Raw genomic sequence first — 15,323 nt, 5'->3', positions numbered from 1 at the left:
GGATGGAGCTTGCGCTTTATAAAGGGCAAATAATCCGGGGCCTCCAGCTAGTGAGATGTCGCGGGGCCATCATTGTTCAGTAGTTGCTGAAATTGGTCCGAAGACACCGCGTGGGAGATCAGGAAACCCTGCACCTGATTGCAGTCGATTTTGCGCAGCAGCGCCAATTGCGCAGGCGTTTCCACACCTTCGGCGACCACTGTCAGGCCGAGCTTGCGGCCCAGCGCGATGATGCTCGCCAGCGCCTGGGCGATGCCTTCGTTGTCATGGCTGCCCTGCACCAATGCCTGGTCGATCTTCAGTTCGGTAAACGGCGTTGAGACGAGGTTGAGGTATGAGCTGTAGCCCTTGCCAAAATCATCCTGGGACAAGCCGAAGCCTTTGATGCGCAAGCGGCAGGCCCCGGCGTAGAAGTTGCTGATGTCCTGTGGCACCGAGCATTCCATCAACTCGAAGCAGATCATTCCGGGAATGCCGTCGTGGTGCAGCACAAACTCCAGCAGGCGGTCCGCCAGGTCATGGCTGTTGAGCAGGTGGGTGGGCAGGTTGATCGCCACCGGGATTTCATAGCCGCGTTGGCGCCACTGCTCCTGGGCGTGAATCGCCTGTTTGAGTACCAGCCACAACAGCCGTTCTTCCAGCTCGAAGGCCTTGATCGCCGGCAGGAACGCGGCCGGCAGCATCACGCCTTGCTCGGGGTGCATCCAGCGCACCAGGGCTTCGGCGGCGACGATGCGCCCGTTGGCGAGGGATTTTTTTGGTTGGAACCAGGCCTGCAACTGGCCGCTGCTCATGGCCTGCACCAGCGTATGGCGGTCGATGTCCATGTGCTCGGGCAGTTCGGGGGAGGGCTTGCGCACCGTGTTCCTGAGCTGATCGACCAGATTGCGTAAGGCTTCGGCGTTAACGGGCTTGGAGATCAGCCCGATCACTTCCACATCGAGGTTTTTCGCCACCAGGCTGGCTGCCATCAGCATGCGCCGCGAGGCGGCGCTCATGATCGCCAGGGCCGGCTTGCTGCGCAAGTTGGCCAGGCACTGGATAAATTGCACGCCGTCCATGCCGGGCATCAGCAGGTCGGTCAGTACCAGGTCGAAATCGCGCTGGCGTAAACGCTCCAGCGCTTCTTTGCCGTCCTCGGCGGTTTCCAGCCTGAAATCCCCCAACTCACTGAGCAAGTGCTGCAGGTAGATGTGCTGCAGGGGATGGTCCTCAACAATCAAAATACTAAGGGGCTTCATGGGTGATCCGTGCATAAGGCGCCAGGGAGTTGAATAGAGCCCGCAACGCAAAGGGTTTGACCAGGCAATGGTTCATGCCGGCGGCCAGGCACAGGTCGGCCTCGCCGCGCATGGCGTTGGCGGTGGCCCCGATAATCGGCAACGGGCAGCCTTGGCGGCGCAGTTCGCGTGCCAGTTCATAGCCGTTGATGTGGGGCATGTTCACGTCCGTCAACACCACGTCGAAGCTACCGGCGGTGTACAGCTGCAACGCTTCCTGACCATCGGCCGCGAGCTCCACGGTGCAGCCGAGTTCTTCGAGTTGGTCACGCAAAATCAGCTGGTTGATGATGTTGTCCTCGGCTACCAGCAAGTGCAGGTTGAGTTTGTTCAGGTCGCGCTGGCGTGTTTGCTCATCGGCACGGGCCACCCACAGCCCTTGCGCCTGGCTCACGGCCTGATGAATCGCACCCAGGTGGTTGAGGTTGACGTGCCAGGCGCCGGCCTCGGCTTCCACGGCGGTGCAGGCATTACTGCTCACGTGAATCACCGGCCCCGGCCATTCGGGCGCCAGCAATGGGTCGACGCTGCCGGGGTGCACTTGCAGCAGCAGATGCGTGTCCGGCAACGTCGGCAGGCCGGCCTGGGCCCTGGCACCCCAGCGGCGCAGCCAGCCGCTGACGGAGTTGGCCAGTTCCGGGATCGGCGACGCTACATAGATGGTCTCGGCCAACAGCGCGGTCATCGGCGTGGTCGGCGCTTCTTCCAGCGGCAGGATCAGGCTGAAACTGCTGCCCAGGCCCAACTCGCTGACCATGCGGATGTTGCCGTTCATCAATTCGGTCAGGCGCTGACAGATCGGCAGGCCCAGGCCGGTGCCGGCGACCACATTGGTGTTGCCTTCACTCTGGTAAAACGGTTCGAAAATCATCGCCTGGTCTTCCTGGGCGATGCCTTTGCCGGTGTCCGAGACCTGCCACAACAGGCTGGAGCGTTCACCGTCACGGCCCAGTACCTTTACCCGCAATACCACGCGGCCGTAGTCGGTGAACTTCACCGCATTATTGAGCAGGTTATTCAGAATCTGGCGAATGCGCGTCACGTCGCCGATCAACCTTTCGGGCAGCTTCGGGTCGAAGCAGGCATACAACTGCAAGCCCTTGCCTTGGGCGGCTGCGGCATAGCCCTGAATGATTTCGTGGACCAGATCCAGCGGTGAAAACTCGCTCATTTCCAGCGCCAGCTGCCCGGCTTCGATCTTCGACACATCGAGCACATCGCAGATCAACTGCAACAAGGTCGACGACGAGCCTTCGATGGCGTGCAGGTAGTCCCTTTGCTGGGCATCCAGTTGCGTGCGCGCCAGCAATTCGAGGGTGCCGAGCACGCCATACAGCGGCGTGCGGATTTCATGGCTCATGGTTGCCAGGAACAGGGTCTTGGCGGCGTTGGCAGCGTCCGCCGAGTGGCGTGCTTCTTCCAGCGCTGCTTCGACTTGCTTGCGCGCACTGATATCGCTGAACGCGCAAAACAGCACGTCCTCGCCTTTATAGCGGGTGGGGGCACTGCTCAGGTACAGGTGGCGGCCGTCGATGGTTTCAAAGTAATCACTGCGTTCGCATGGGCCTTGGGCGAAGGCTTGCTCGATCCAGCCGGCCCGCAGTGCCTCGCGCTCCGGGCCGTTGCCCAACCATTGCTGGGCCAGGGTGTTTTCCAGCACCACCTGGCCGTCGGTGCGGCGCAGCACGCAAAGGGCCACGGGCGCGATCTGAATCACATCGCGGCCAAAGGCTTCGCTTTCGATCAACGCCTGGATGCGATGGATCGACGGAATAATGAAACGCTGGTCGACGCGGCGCATCACCAGCCAGATCAGCGTGAGGCTCATCAGGCAGAACAGCAGCGAGCCGAGCAGCTGTTTCCACAGGCCGGTGACCACCGCGCGCAGGTCGATGGAATACATCAGTTGCCATTCCGAAGACTTCAAGTGCTTGCGAATCACCAGGTGGTCGGGCAGCAAACCGTTGCCGACAAAGCCGAAAAAGCTTTCTTCGCCGGGCCGCAAATGTTGTTGCTTGAGCTGGGTGTCGGTGCTGTTGGTAAACACCAACATGCCCTGGGAGTTGAGCATCATGAACTCACCGGCACTTTGGTCGCTGAGGGTTGAAGACACTTCACGACTTTCCATCTCAAGGCCCAGCCAGCCGGACTCAGGGTCGCGCTCGTCGAGGCGGATGAAAATGTAGAGGTGCGAATGGCCTTCGGTGTTGTCGCTCAGCCACAACTCGTTAAGTGTGGCCGGGTCGCTGTGCTGCAGGGCCTTGAGGCGGTTGAGCATGCACTTGGAAATCGGCAGTACCTGCGCGGTGGCGTCGTACAGCCGCGTCACCTGTGGGCTGGGGCCGGCGTTCACATACAGCAGGTTGAGCTGCTTGGCCTTGAGGTAGTCGCGCATGCGTGCGGTCAGCCAGATGCTCCACTGGTTGCCGGGTGTGTTGCCCAGTTCCAGGTGTTGTTCTTCCTCGGAGGAGGGGTAGAGCCTGGACTGTTTGCGCACCGCCGACAGGCTCAGGCTTTGCAGCAGCGCCTCGCGGTTGGTGAAAAAAGTATGGGCTTCGGCGATGGCGCTGCTCATGTAGCCGCGGCGCTGGGAGATGTCGTTGTTGAAGGTCGACAGCAGAAAGGTATAGACCCCGCTCAGGATGCCCACGAGCAGCACGCTCGCAAAAATACGAAGCAGCCTTCTGGCTGCTTCGGGTCGGGAGAGGACGGGGTTGATCTGGAGCAGGTAACTTTTCAATCGCATCGGCGCAGAGTAGTGGCATATCAATGCCAACGGCATAAGACGATCCTTAAAGTCGTCGGCTACTTGTAAAACATGTCCACCACCACTGCGGCTTCGAAAGCCCCCGGAATCGGCAGGGTGCGCCAGCTCAGGTCGGCGCGAAAATCATTGCGTGCCTGGCCGGAGCCCATCAGTGTCTGCAACGTAAACCAGTCATTGAAGGGCAGGCGCTGATCGCTGTCGGCGCGAGACAATGAGATGCCCACCGAGCTGTTGTTGGCCGGCACCAGCAAGCCGTTGATGACACTGCCGCCACCCGGGGTGGTGGCGAAGCGTGCATTGACGGTGTAGGGCGTGTCACAGACTTTGCGCAGGCTGAGGTTGAAGTTCGCGGTGCTGGCCACGGCGCCGACCTGCGCCTTGCGTGATGGGGTGGGGAAGTTGACGACACTGGGGGTAATGGTCAGTTCGGGCGCGCAGGGCACGAAGCGGATGTCGTTCATGCCGGTGACGATGTAGTTGAGGTTGCTGTTGGGGTTGGTGTTGAGCCCGCGTACGCCGTCGAGTTGGAACACGCGATATTGAGCCAGGGTGCTGGCTTGACCGCTGGGCGGTGTCTTGCCGTATTTTTCGATGAATACACTGAAGTTCAGGGTAAAGCGCGCTTTGTCCCAGCCTGTGCAATTGGACCAGTTGCAACCGCGGTCCGAGTAAAAACCGGTGCCGACCTTACCGGTGCTTTGGGTGATGGGTGCGTTGTTGTAGCGGATGCCTACGCGGATGCCTTGGCCGATGCTGACGTTGGCCGGGTTGACGTAGAAATACACTTCTTCGCGGCCGTGGTTGCGGTCGTCCTTGCACAACACATTCGTGGAGCGTGGGCCCGACTCCCAGATGATCGTACCGTCCGGTGCATCAGCCGCAACCGCCAATGAGGTGCCAAGCGGGTTGATATCGACATAGGCGCCGCTGCCATCTTCCACGCACGACAGTGCATAGCTTGTGGCAGGAAGGGCCGCGCAGCCGCACAGTAGAAGGGGCAGTAAACGTTTGGTGAGAGACATAAATGCAAGTTTCCCGCGATTGATCACTTGAGCACCGCGCTATGGCGGGCCTGCAAACCGATATCGTTGATGTCGGTGAAGTGAAGGGTGGATCCTGTAGGTAAAGCAGTCGCTGTACTCAGGCGCTTGCTCTCAAGGGGTTTGAGCAGCAGGTAGTCGCTGAGCTGCTGGGTGTCCGTCTGCACATTGATCAACGACAGGTGGAATGCGCTTGGGTTGTGGGCGATGACGCTGTGATCATCGCGGCTCCACACCAACTGCTGCAGCGCCTCGGCCGAGCCACCCTTGAGCGCCGGTGGCCGATAGAACAGCTTGAGCCGTTGGCGTATCGCAAACTGCACGCTGTTGGGGTCGGCGGATTTGAGCGGAATCTCCATGATATTGAGCCAGAACAGCGATTCGCGATCGGCGGGCAGACCTTCACCGGCATACAAGATGCGCAGCCTGTGATGCTCGCCGGCGCCCAGTTGCACCAACGGCTCGGTGGCAGCAAACGGCACGGGGCTGTCGGCTGATTCGTCCTCGCTGGTGATCCAGGTTTGCACCACCACTTGCTGTGAGGCCGGGTTGACCACGCTGATGCCGGCGGCCTTGTCCTGGCCGTAATAAATCAGGCGTGTGCCTTCGATCTTCAGCGCCGCGCTGGCTGGCGGTGGCGCGAGCACCAGCAGCCCGCCGGCCAGCAGCATCATTCTGAGTAAAAACATGAACACAAAAATTCCATGGCAACGTGTGGGAACGCAGCCATGGTAGGGGCGGGTGAGTGCGAGGGCTTTGAGGCGATTCTTAAAAGCGTGCAGCGCCCGTTTCAGAATCGCCTTAAAGGCATGTTCGAGCCCCGACAGTTACCGTGTTCGACGTTGAATGATCGACGCTGATGCCCAACTGTCAGGTTTACCCTATGTCCAATAAAGCCTTACGCCTTCTGATTGCCGATGCAGACCTGCTGCAGCGGATCAAGCTGGAGAAAATGCTCAACCAGCTGGGCTACCACCGCATCGCCCCCTTGAGTTCGTTCGACGAATTGCAGGCGTTGACGCGCTCCGGTTGCGTGGCATTCGACCTGTTGGTCATCAATACGGCGCTGGTGCGTTCGCGGCAGGTCAACCTGTTGAAGTACTGCCATGACAACCCATTGATTCGCCATACGCTGATCTACGACGGGCAATGCGCACAGAGCTCGGTGGTGTCGGTGTCGGTGAGCCAGACCTTGCACCTGTCACTGTCGCAGTCGCCGGATTTCAACTCCCTGCGCCGCTGCATGGAGATTGTCGACCCCCTGCATAGTCTGCCGACGGTTGAGCGACCGATGTTGCGCGCTGTCGACAGCCGGGTCGCTGCACCCTCGACGGCTGCGCGTAGCGTTTACCTGGGCGACCCGGCAGTGATGGCGTGCGCCGTCGGTTTATCGCCCAAGCGCTGAGCCGGCCTCAGGTGCGCCACACCGGCAGGCTGTTGTGGGCCAGTGCCCAATGCGGTTGGCCAGGCTTGAGGCACACGCCGCCGACCCAGCGCTCATGCCCGGCGTGGTCCAACCAATAAGCCTCGCCGCCCAGCACTTGGTGCGCCAGTGGCGTCAATGCCAGTTCGCGGCGCGGCCAGTCGCGTTCGGTCGCGGTTTCGACCAGCAAGGGGTTCGGGCCGTCGATCAATGGCCGCAACAACGAGTGGAACATCATGTCGCCCAGGAACGGCAGCGGCTCACGCTTGGCCATCAGTTCGGCGAACACCCGGCCGAACGGCACCGGCCCGGCCTCGGCGATGTAGCGCAGCGACAAGCGTTCAGTCAGTGACAGGCCATCCTCAATACCGGGCAACTCCTGCAACTGGCGCAGCAACGCGTTGGCTAGAAAGGGCAGGGCCGGGTGGTTGCCGTGGGCCAGTTGCGCAAGCTTGACCGGCGAGCTGTCGCAGTAAGCCGCCCAGGCCTGTCGGGCCAGTTGCACCGCTGCGTCATCGATCAAGCGTCGTTGGGGCCACAACCACGCCAATACATCGGGCGCCAGCTGGCCGATGCCGATAAAGCGTTCGACACCCGGAATACGGTCGACTTCGATCAGCTCGAGCTTTTTCGGCGCGCGCTCAAGACCGGCCAGCGCGCGGACCAGAAACAGCTGATCATAGGCGTCCGCTTCGCACCACAGCACGCTGTGAGCGGCGCTGGCCAGGGCCTGCAGGTGGTCGTATTCATCATTGACGCGGTGGGTTACTTCAGCAGCGTCCAGGGCAAAGGCCTGGCTGATAAAGGCACTGCGCATCGCGCGGAAATCTTCACTGGGCAGGTCGCGCACCGGCCCCATGCATAACGGATCGGTGAGCATGCGGAACTGCCCCTTGAACCCGGCCAGTTGCAGGCTGTGGGCAATGTCACTGCCACAGCGCCAGTGGGTGGTGCGGGCTTCATCGCTGGCAGCAAAGTCCGGGTGGCGGGCGGCGAAGTCGATGGCGTCGACATGCGCCTTGAGTTTGGGCCAACTGCTGAAACCCAGCTGCCTGGCGACCTGCCATTGGGCCTGGGACAAGGTGGCGTGCGGATCGAGGGTTTTCAGGCGTGGCAACAGTTCCTTGGCGCGCTTGCGCTGTTGCTCAAGGTTGAGGCGGCCGTCGGTAGTCGAGGATAAGAGGCGTTGCGACATACGATCTCCTTGCACAAACCTTTTCCGCTTTCAGGTTGGGAGTCGTAGAAATGTGATATTCAGTCAGGATCCTGGGCGCAGCCCTTTCCGCGGAAGGTGGCGTGGAGTGCGCCAGGCACGAAATATAGGCAGTGGAGTAGTCGATTGCAAGCCGTTAAGCCGAGTACGAGTTGATGACCGACACCGTATTGATCGAAACCCGCGCCCTCACGCGCAGGGACGAGAGGCGCCAAGTGGCGTTGCTGCAACCCACGGATTTCAGCCTGAAACGCGCCGACCGTGTGTCCATCACCGGCTCCTCCGGCTCCGGTAAAAGCGTGTTCCTGCGCGCGCTGGCGTTGCTGGATGCGCCCACGTCGGGGCAGATCCTGTGGAACAACCAGCCGATCGCAAATGCGCAGATTCCCCACTATCGCAGCCACATCAGCTACCTGTCGCAACGCCCGGCGCTGCTGGCGGGCACGGTGGAGGACAACCTGCGTTTCCCGTTCAGCCTCAAGACCCTGCACACGCGCAGCTTCGACCTGCAAGCGGTGACCAAACTGCTGGAACATGCCGGTAAAAGCCCGGACTTCCTGGGCAAAAACGCCGGCGACCTGTCCGGTGGTGAATCCCAGGTGGTGTCACTGATCCGCACCTTGCAACTGAACCCCGAAGTGCTGTTGCTGGATGAACCGACGGCCGCCCTCGACCCCACGTCCTCGCGCGATGTCGAGGCACTGATCAGCGCCTGGTATGCCGCCGACAATGCCCGCGCCTATATCTGGGTATCCCACGACCTCGACCAGGCCCGGCGCATGAGCGCCATTCACCTGCACATGAGTGCCGGTGTCCTGAGCGGAGCCGCCCAGCCATGAACTATCAAAACCTCACGGCATTGGACATGGGCATCGCCGCCTCGCTGATCCTCATTAACGGCGCGCTGTCGCTGTTGCTGCGTCTGGGCCTGGGCCGCCAATTGCTGTGGGCGGCCGTGCGTACCGTGGTGCAATTGCTGGCCATCGGTTACCTGCTGGGTTGGGTGTTCGAGTTTGCCTACTGGTATGTGGTGCTGCCGCTGATGTGTGCGATGACTTTGATCGCCGGGTTATCCGCAGCGGGGCGTGGGCGCCGCACTTACCGTGGGCAACGGGTCGACAGCATTCTGTCGGTGTGGGGCAGTTCGTGGCTGGTCACGGCGGTGGGGTTGTTTGCGGTGATCCGTATCCATCCGTGGTACGAGCCGCAGTATGCGATTCCGATCCTCGGCATGATCCTCGGTAATACCCTCACCGGCGTGTCCTTGGGCATTGAGCGCATGACCCAGGAACTGACCTCGGGGCGCAACACCATCGAGATGATCCTGGCACTGGGCGGTTCACGCTGGGAGGCTGCCCAGGAGGCGATCCGCCAGGCCGTGCGCGCCGGGATGATCCCGACGCTGAACCAGATGACCGTGGTCGGCATCGTCAGCCTGCCCGGCATGATGACTGGCCAGGTACTGGCCGGCGAAAGCCCGGTGGACGCGGTGCGTTACCAGATCGTGATCATGTTTCTGATCGCCGCCTCCTCGGCCTTGGGCACGGTAGGTGCGGTGCTGCTCACCTACCGTCGGTTGTTTTCCAACAGCCATCGGTTTTTGCGCGATCGGCTTGAAGAGCGCGCTTGAACCTCAGGTGCTGGTCTGGCCGTTCCGTCACCTGATGCCCGCTGCTCAACCCACATGGCGCTTTTCTGTGGGAGCTGGCTTGCCTGCGATACGGACACCTCGGTACATCAGGTACACGTAGGTGATGCAATCGCAGGCAAGCCAGCTCCCACATTTGACCGGGCCCCGGCCTGCCAGAAGGCCGCCACAACGGTGAATCAAGCTCAGTCAGCCACACCAAAATCCAGCACCACTTTCATCGCCTGGGTCTTGTCCGCCGCCAGTTCAAACGCCTGCACCGCCTGTTCAAACGGCACCGTGTGGGAGATCACTGGCTTCACATCAATGATCCCGCGATTGAGCAAATCCACCGCCTGGGCAAACTCGCTGTGAAAGCGGAAGGTGCCGCGCAAGTCGATCTCGCGGCTCACCAGCAGGTTCAATGGCAACGACACATCGCCGCCGAGTCCGACCGTCACCAGCACACCCCGTGGCGCGATGCATTCCAGGCCATTGCGCAAGGCCTGGGCGCTTCCGGAGACTTCGAACATTACCTCGAAATAGCCCTTTTCGGCGGTGTAGCGCTTGAGTGCCTCCGCGCCGTCGGCAATGTTGTGGGTGCGCGTGGCGCCCATTTTTTCGGCGCAGGCGAGGGCGCTGGCAGACAGGTCCACGGCGACGATTTCACCCGCCCCGGCAGCCCGCAAACTGCCAATCAGCAGGTTGCCGATCGGGCCGCAGCCGGTCACCAGCACGCGTTTGCCGAACACCGCGCCGGCGCGTTGAATCGCGTGTAAACCCACGGACAACGGCTCGGCCAGCGCACCTTCGGCCAGGCTCACGTGGTCGGCCAGCCGATGTGCCTGATGCGTCTCGATCACCAGGCTCTGGCGAAACGCGCCCTGAATATGCGGAAACGGCATCGCACTGCCGTAGAAACGCATATTCAGGCAGTGATTCGGCAGGCCTTGATGGCAGTAGCGGCAACCGCCGCACGGGCGCGAGGGCGATACGCTGATGCGCTGGCCGACCTTGAACAGCCCGGCGTCCGCACCCACGGCATCAATCACCGCTGACACTTCGTGGCCGAGCACCATCGGCTCGCGCAGGCGCACGGTGCCGAAGCCGCCGTGCTGGTAGTAATGCAGGTCCGAACCGCAGATGCCGCCACGCGCAATGCGCACGCGCAGTTGATCGGGGGCCAGGGATTGCGGTTCGTCCTGGGGGTCGACCCGCAGGTCTTTGGAGGCGTGACAAACGATAGCGTGCATACAGTTCTCCGGTTTACAGCGACGCGGTGATACCACCGTCGACGTACAGAATATGGCCGTTGACGAAGCTGGCAGCGTCACTGGCAAGGAACACGGCGGCACCGGCCAGTTCGGCCACGTCGCCCCAGCGGCGACTCGGTGTGCGTTGCACCAGCCAGTCGCTGAACTCGGGGTTGGCCACCAGGTTGGCGTTCAACTCCGTCTTGAAATAACCGGGGCCGATGCCATTGACCGTCAACCCATGCGGGCCCCAATCGATGGCCATGCCCTTGGTGAGCATCTTCAGCGCGCCTTTGCTGGCCGCATACGGCGCGATGCCGGGGCGGCCCAGCTCACTTTGCACCGAACAAATATTGATAATGCGCCCGCGCTTGCGCGGGATCATCGCCCGCGCCACGGCCTGGCCAACCAGAAAGGCGCTGTCCAGATTGGTGCTGATCAACTCGCGCCAGTGCTGCTCGCTGTAGTCCTCCAGCGGCCCACGCCGTTGCATGCCGGCGTTGTTCACCAGGATCTCCAGCGGGCCGAGGCGCGCTTCGATGTCCGCCACGGCGGCCTGGATCGCCGTGCTGTCGGTCACGTCAAACGCCTGGGTGTGCACCGTCAACCCTTCGGCCGCCAGCAGCGCCGCCGCATCGCGCAAGGTGCTGCGGTTGCGCCCGTTGAGCACCACCTGCGCCCCGGCCTGGGCCAGGCCGCGGGCAATCGCCAGGCCGATACCGGTACTGGAGCCGGTGACCAGCGCCAGCCGGCCATCGAGGCGGAAGTTGTCTAGAACGCTTTGCATGAGCTACCTCTCCTAACGCTTCACACTACCAACGACAGCAGCATGATGAACTCCAGGGCGACAAAGGGATGGACCTTGCGGTGGGTGATCAACAATATCTATCCAATAATCGTGACCAGCGCGACCAGCAGCAGATACGTGGGGTCCGTGTTCGGATTGTTATAGGCCACGTCCCGTCATATCGTGTATGAATTGGGCTTACTTCACCCCAGGCGCTGGGCAGCGTCCAATTTTCATTTGTGATCGGGTGATCACCGTTTGTGATAACCGTTTCTGATAGCTGAGAGAATTTAATGGAGTTAAAGCACTTGCGCGCCTTTGTGGTGCTCGCCCAGGAGCTGCATTTCGGTCGGGCAGCGGCGCAGTTGTCGATCGTGCAGCCGGCGCTGAGCATGCAGATCAAGGTGCTGGAAAGCGGCTTGGGCGTGCGCCTGCTGGATCGTAACCGCCACTCGGTCACACTCACCGAAGCGGGGCGGGCGTTCTTGCCTGAGGCCCAGGCCACCTTGCACCAGGCCGCTCGGGCGGCAGAGGCGGCGCGGGCATCCCACCGCGGTGAAATCGGCCGGGTGCGCCTGGGGTTTGTGTCCTCGGTATTGCCGCAATTGCTGCCGCAACTGATCCGCGCGGTGCATCAGCGTTACCCGCGTATCGAACTGGAACTCAAGGACATGCCCGGCCCCGACCAAGCCGCCGCGTTAAAGAATGGCCAACTGGATTTCGGCCTGATGCGCTTGCCGGCCGCCCACCCCGGCGTGCAGACCCGTGCGGTCTTGCGTGAGAGTTTCTGCGTGGCGCTGCCGATGGACCACCCTTTGGCGGCCCTGGAGTCCATCCAGCCTGCCGACCTGCTCACGTGGCCGGTGTATATCCTCGCCAGGCGTTACGCGCCGGGGTTCTACGATGAGTTTATCCAGGCCGTCGGCATGCCCTTGGACATCGCCAGCGAACTGGGTGAGTTCACCACCATGCTCGCGCTGGTCTCCGCCGGGTTGGGCATCGGCGTGTTGCCGCAGCAGGCGGCGCGGGCGTTGCCAGTCAATTGCGTGTCGCGGCCTTTGCAACTGGGTGGGTTTCAGGCCACCACGGGGTTGGCCTGGACCGAGTTGGACAATGCGGTGAAGACCACCTTGTTCAACCTGATCGTGGAATTGTTTGGCGAGTGATTGTTTCATCGAGTGAAATGCTCGATTGTAAAGTCTGGTGATTCCATCGATCAGGGCAGCGGTGGAGTATGTGTGGCGTCAACACCCCCACTTTTGGAGCCTCTCATGTCCCAGCCTGCGATCAAGCTTTATGGTTTCCCCTTGTCCGGCCACTCACACCGGGTCGAGCTGATGTTGTCGTTGCTGGGCTTGCCCAGTGAATTTATCCTGGTCGACCTCAAGCAAGGCGCGCAAAAAGCGCCGGACTTTATCGCCCACCTCAACCGCTTTGGCCAGGTGCCGGTGATTGACGATAACGGCACGGTGTTGGCCGACTCCAACGCGATTCTGGTGTACCTCGCCAACCAATATGGCAACGGCCAGTGGCTGCCGAGCGACCCTGTCGGCCAGGCTCGCGTGCAGCGCTGGTTGTCGGCGGCTGCCGGCCAACTGCACGCCGGGCCCGCTGCTGCGCGGTTGGCGGTGGTGTTTGGTGCCGAAGTCGATACCGTCGCGGCCATCAGCCGTTCCCATGCGCTGCTCAAGCTGGTGGACGAACAACTGAGCCAAAGCCGCTTTTTGGTCGGTGAGCAGCCGAGCATCGCCGATGTGGCGTTCTACACCTACGTGGCCCACGCGCCGGAAGGCAATGTGTCGTTGGCCGACTACCCTCAAGTGCGTGCCTGGCTTGCTCGCATCGAGGCGTTGCCGGGGTTTGTCGGCATGCCGCGCAGCGCCGTGGGTCTGCAAGCAAAGTAATGTGAACCCCCTGTGGCGAGGGAGCTTGCTCCCGCTGGGCTGCGCAGCAGCCCCAATAAGGGCAGCGCATTAATTCAGGCAATACGCGGTCATTTTTTTGGGGGCCGCTGCGCGCCCCAGCGGGAGCAAGCTCCCTCGCCACGGGTGAGTAGTTTTCAGCTAATGAGAAGGCGTGCCGATGGATCGATTTCATGAGATGCAGGTATTCCTGGCGGTGGCCGAGGAGGAGGGCTTCGCTGCCGCTGCGCGGCGCCTGAAAACCTCGCCGCCCAGCGTCACCCGAGCGATTGCCGCCATGGAACAGCGTATCGGCACGCAGTTGCTGGCACGCACCACCCGCAGCCTGCACCTGACCGAAGCCGGCCAACGTTACCTGGAAGATTGCCGACGCATCCTGGCCGAGCTCGATGAAGCCGAGGAAGCGGCGGCGGGCAGCTACTCCATCCCCGGCGGCCACCTGACGGTGACCGCGCCGGTGCTGTTCGGCGAGCTGTATGTGGCGCCGGTGCTGGGGGATTACCTGGACCGCTTTCCCTTGGTAAATATCACCGCCTTACTGGTCGACCGTGTGGTTAACATGACCGACGAAGGCGTCGATGTGGCCGTGCGTATCGGTCATCTGCAAGAACTTGGACAGCAGGCCATAAAGGTCGGGGAAGTGCGCCGGGTGGTGTGTGCATCGCCCGGTTACCTCGACCAGCACGGTCGGCCGCAACGGCCTGAGCAGTTGCGTGAAGCCAAGATCGTCACGTCATCCTCCAGCCAGCTGGTAAGTGAATGGGCGTTCGTCGACGCCGGGCAGCCGTTGACGGTACCCATCGAGCCGCGTCTGGTGGTCACGGCAAATAATGCGGCGATCAACCTGGCGCGCCTGGGTTGGGGCATGACGCGGGTGCTGTCTTATCAGGTCGCGGCAGCGGTGGCGGCGGGGGAGTTGGAGGTTGTGCTGGAGGCTTTTGAACCGCCACCGCTGCCGATCCAGGTGGTGTTCCAGAAAAGCGGCCGCGTACCGGCCAAGGTCCATACCTTTGTGGACTTCCTCACCCATCGCCTCGGGCAGGACGCTGCCCTGAACCCGGCGATGAAGCGCCGCGGCTGATGGAACGCTATCGCGACATGCAGCTGTTTGCAGCGCTGGCTGATCAGCCCAGCCTGGCTTCGGCGGCGCGCCAGGCCCAGGTTTCCGGCCCGACCCTGATCCGTGCGGTTGCTCGCCTGGAAGCCCGCCTGCGGGTGCCGTTGTTGCAACGCAGCACACGCGGCGTGAGCCTGACCGAAGCGGGCAGCGCCTATCTGGCCGATTGCGTGCGGTTGCTGGCAGCCGTCGAGACCGCCGAGGCTTCAGCCAAGGGCTTGCACGTGCAGGCCCAGGGCAATTTGCAGGTGTTCTTGCCGTTTCTGTTCAGCCGTTATGTGATGGCGCCGGTATTGGCCAGCTATATGGACAACTACCCCGACGTCCGCCTGGTGGCGCGCTACCACGACTACTACCCGAACCTGCACGAAGAGGGGCTGGATGTGGCGATCCTGGTCGGCGAATTGCCCAATTCATCGCTGATCGCTCGGCCGGTGGGGCAGGTGCGGCATATCCTCTGCGCCAGCCCCGATTACCTCGCCGCCCATGGCGAACCCCGACATCCGAGCGAGCTTAAAAAGCATCGGCTGATTGCCAGTGCCGACCTGGTGGCCTGGGATTTTCAAGGCTTGCAGCTCAAGGCCCGCGCGCGCTTGAGCTGTGCCAGCGTGCAAGGTGCAATCAATGCGGCGGTGCAGGGTGCGGGGGTGATTCGTTGCGTGAGTTACCCGCTGCACCAGCACCTGCAGAGCGGCCAGTTGCGCCGTGTGTTGCCTGACTTTGAACAGCCACCGTTGCCGGTGCATGTGGTGTACCGCGAGGGCCGCAACGCACCGATGCGCGTACGCAGTTTTGTCGACCACTGTGTGGCGGCGCTGCGTGAGCATCCGGCATTTCAGTCGGTGAAATAGTGGATTGCCAAGTGTGGGCATTCTCACGTTGGCAGGTGGGGCG

14 protein-coding genes and 1 pseudogene are annotated in these 15,323 nt (G+C 62.0%); 7 read left to right on the top strand and 8 right to left on the bottom strand.

Features of this window, described 5'->3' with window-relative positions; all coding sequences use genetic code 11:
* Positions 1-47 precede the first annotated feature (47 nt).
* The 4 genes from GIW28_RS22380 to GIW28_RS22365 are packed head-to-tail and all read right to left on the bottom strand — an operon-like array spanning position 48 to position 5,776.
* Positions 48-1,241 carry an EAL domain-containing response regulator gene (locus GIW28_RS22380; RefSeq protein ID WP_017139586.1) on the bottom strand — a complete coding sequence of 398 codons (1,194 nt, stop codon included), beginning with the start codon at positions 1,239-1,241 and terminating at the stop codon, positions 48-50.
* Entirely contained in the window at positions 1,228-4,026 is a 2,799-nt protein-coding gene (locus tag GIW28_RS22375) for an ATP-binding protein (RefSeq protein WP_138450264.1), read from the bottom strand. The genes GIW28_RS22380 and GIW28_RS22375 overlap by 14 nt, the downstream gene beginning before the upstream one ends.
* Positions 4,027-4,085: 59 nt before the next feature.
* Complete coding sequence (locus GIW28_RS22370) at positions 4,086-5,069, bottom strand: fimbrial protein (RefSeq protein ID WP_026013883.1); 984 nt, start codon at positions 5,067-5,069, stop codon at positions 4,086-4,088.
* Positions 5,070-5,092: 23 nt separating this feature from the next.
* Entirely contained in the window at positions 5,093-5,776 is a 684-nt protein-coding gene (locus tag GIW28_RS22365; protein WP_178111066.1) for a fimbrial biogenesis chaperone, read from the bottom strand.
* Positions 5,777-5,970: 194 nt separating this feature from the next.
* On the opposite strand from GIW28_RS22365, the gene GIW28_RS22360 reads away from it, so the two are divergent.
* Entirely contained in the window at positions 5,971-6,492 is a 522-nt protein-coding gene (locus tag GIW28_RS22360; protein ID WP_017139582.1) for a hypothetical protein, read from the top strand.
* A gap of 7 nt (positions 6,493-6,499) precedes the next feature.
* Here the strand turns inward: GIW28_RS22360 and GIW28_RS22355 are convergent, their stop codons facing one another.
* A complete protein-coding gene (locus tag GIW28_RS22355; RefSeq protein WP_236459114.1) occupies positions 6,500-7,705 on the bottom strand; it encodes a DUF1835 domain-containing protein in 1,206 nt (401 codons plus the stop codon).
* Between the two features lie 173 nt (positions 7,706-7,878).
* On the opposite strand from GIW28_RS22355, the gene GIW28_RS22350 reads away from it, so the two are divergent.
* Together GIW28_RS22350 and GIW28_RS22345 are read left to right on the top strand one after the other, a co-directional pair.
* Positions 7,879-8,562, top strand: coding sequence for an ABC transporter ATP-binding protein (locus GIW28_RS22350; RefSeq protein WP_236448082.1), 684 nt, complete (start codon positions 7,879-7,881; stop codon positions 8,560-8,562).
* Positions 8,559-9,353: an ABC transporter permease gene (locus tag GIW28_RS22345; protein ID WP_017139579.1), complete on the top strand. Its 795-nt coding sequence runs from the start codon at positions 8,559-8,561 to the stop codon at positions 9,351-9,353. Before GIW28_RS22350 ends, GIW28_RS22345 begins: the two co-directional genes overlap by 4 nt.
* 203 nt (positions 9,354-9,556) lie before the next feature.
* Here the strand turns inward: GIW28_RS22345 and GIW28_RS22340 are convergent, their stop codons facing one another.
* From GIW28_RS22340 to GIW28_RS22330, 3 genes and pseudogenes are all read right to left on the bottom strand, one after another.
* On the bottom strand, positions 9,557-10,603 hold the full coding sequence (locus tag GIW28_RS22340) for an L-idonate 5-dehydrogenase (protein WP_138450272.1): 1,047 nt from the start codon (positions 10,601-10,603) through the stop codon (positions 9,557-9,559).
* 13 nt (positions 10,604-10,616) lie between these two features.
* A complete protein-coding gene (locus GIW28_RS22335) occupies positions 10,617-11,390 on the bottom strand; it encodes a glucose 1-dehydrogenase (protein WP_236448083.1) in 774 nt (257 codons plus the stop codon).
* Between the two features lie 53 nt (positions 11,391-11,443).
* Positions 11,444-11,560, bottom strand: a pseudogene (locus GIW28_RS22330) (hypothetical protein); the annotation flags it as partial.
* Positions 11,561-11,683: 123 nt separating this feature from the next.
* On the opposite strand from GIW28_RS22330, the gene GIW28_RS22325 reads away from it, so the two are divergent.
* The 4 genes from GIW28_RS22325 to GIW28_RS22310 all read left to right on the top strand — a co-directional run bounded on the left by GIW28_RS22325 (position 11,684) and on the right by GIW28_RS22310 (position 15,280).
* Positions 11,684-12,556, top strand: coding sequence for a LysR family transcriptional regulator (locus GIW28_RS22325; RefSeq protein ID WP_138450273.1), 873 nt, complete (start codon positions 11,684-11,686; stop codon positions 12,554-12,556).
* A 105-nt stretch (positions 12,557-12,661) separates the two neighbouring features.
* A complete protein-coding gene (locus GIW28_RS22320; RefSeq protein WP_017139576.1) occupies positions 12,662-13,294 on the top strand; it encodes a glutathione S-transferase family protein in 633 nt (210 codons plus the stop codon).
* 178 nt (positions 13,295-13,472) lie between these two features.
* Positions 13,473-14,393 carry a LysR family transcriptional regulator gene (locus GIW28_RS22315; protein WP_017139575.1) on the top strand — a complete coding sequence of 307 codons (921 nt, stop codon included), beginning with the start codon at positions 13,473-13,475 and terminating at the stop codon, positions 14,391-14,393.
* Positions 14,393-15,280, top strand: coding sequence for a LysR family transcriptional regulator (locus GIW28_RS22310; protein WP_236447685.1), 888 nt, complete (start codon positions 14,393-14,395; stop codon positions 15,278-15,280). The genes GIW28_RS22315 and GIW28_RS22310 overlap by 1 nt, the downstream gene beginning before the upstream one ends.
* Positions 15,281-15,323 lie beyond the last annotated feature (43 nt).

This window comes from Pseudomonas sp. PA-5-4B (genome assembly GCF_021606215.1).
Lineage (GTDB): Bacteria > Pseudomonadota > Gammaproteobacteria > Pseudomonadales > Pseudomonadaceae > Aquipseudomonas > Aquipseudomonas edaphica.
This window is presented reverse-complemented; position numbering and strand designations above follow the sequence as displayed.

Coding starts and splice junctions, on each gene's coding strand:
- GIW28_RS22365 (WP_178111066.1), bottom strand. CDS start 5,776: ATGTTTTTACTCAGAATGATGCTGCTGGCCGGCGGGCTGCTGGTGCTC.
- GIW28_RS22345 (WP_017139579.1), top strand. CDS start 8,559: ATGAACTATCAAAACCTCACGGCATTGGACATGGGCATCGCCGCCTCG.
- GIW28_RS22340 (WP_138450272.1), bottom strand. CDS start 10,603: ATGCACGCTATCGTTTGTCACGCCTCCAAAGACCTGCGGGTCGACCCC.
- GIW28_RS22315 (WP_017139575.1), top strand. CDS start 13,473: ATGGATCGATTTCATGAGATGCAGGTATTCCTGGCGGTGGCCGAGGAG.
- GIW28_RS22350 (WP_236448082.1), top strand. CDS start 7,879: ATGACCGACACCGTATTGATCGAAACCCGCGCCCTCACGCGCAGGGAC.
- GIW28_RS22370 (WP_026013883.1), bottom strand. CDS start 5,069: ATGTCTCTCACCAAACGTTTACTGCCCCTTCTACTGTGCGGCTGCGCG.
- GIW28_RS22325 (WP_138450273.1), top strand. CDS start 11,684: ATGGAGTTAAAGCACTTGCGCGCCTTTGTGGTGCTCGCCCAGGAGCTG.
- GIW28_RS22335 (WP_236448083.1), bottom strand. CDS start 11,390: ATGCAAAGCGTTCTAGACAACTTCCGCCTCGATGGCCGGCTGGCGCTG.
- GIW28_RS22380 (WP_017139586.1), bottom strand. CDS start 1,241: ATGAAGCCCCTTAGTATTTTGATTGTTGAGGACCATCCCCTGCAGCAC.
- GIW28_RS22320 (WP_017139576.1), top strand. CDS start 12,662: ATGTCCCAGCCTGCGATCAAGCTTTATGGTTTCCCCTTGTCCGGCCAC.
- GIW28_RS22360 (WP_017139582.1), top strand. CDS start 5,971: ATGTCCAATAAAGCCTTACGCCTTCTGATTGCCGATGCAGACCTGCTG.
- GIW28_RS22375 (WP_138450264.1), bottom strand. CDS start 4,026: ATGCGATTGAAAAGTTACCTGCTCCAGATCAACCCCGTCCTCTCCCGA.
- GIW28_RS22310 (WP_236447685.1), top strand. CDS start 14,393: ATGGAACGCTATCGCGACATGCAGCTGTTTGCAGCGCTGGCTGATCAG.
- GIW28_RS22355 (WP_236459114.1), bottom strand. CDS start 7,705: ATGTCGCAACGCCTCTTATCCTCGACTACCGACGGCCGCCTCAACCTT.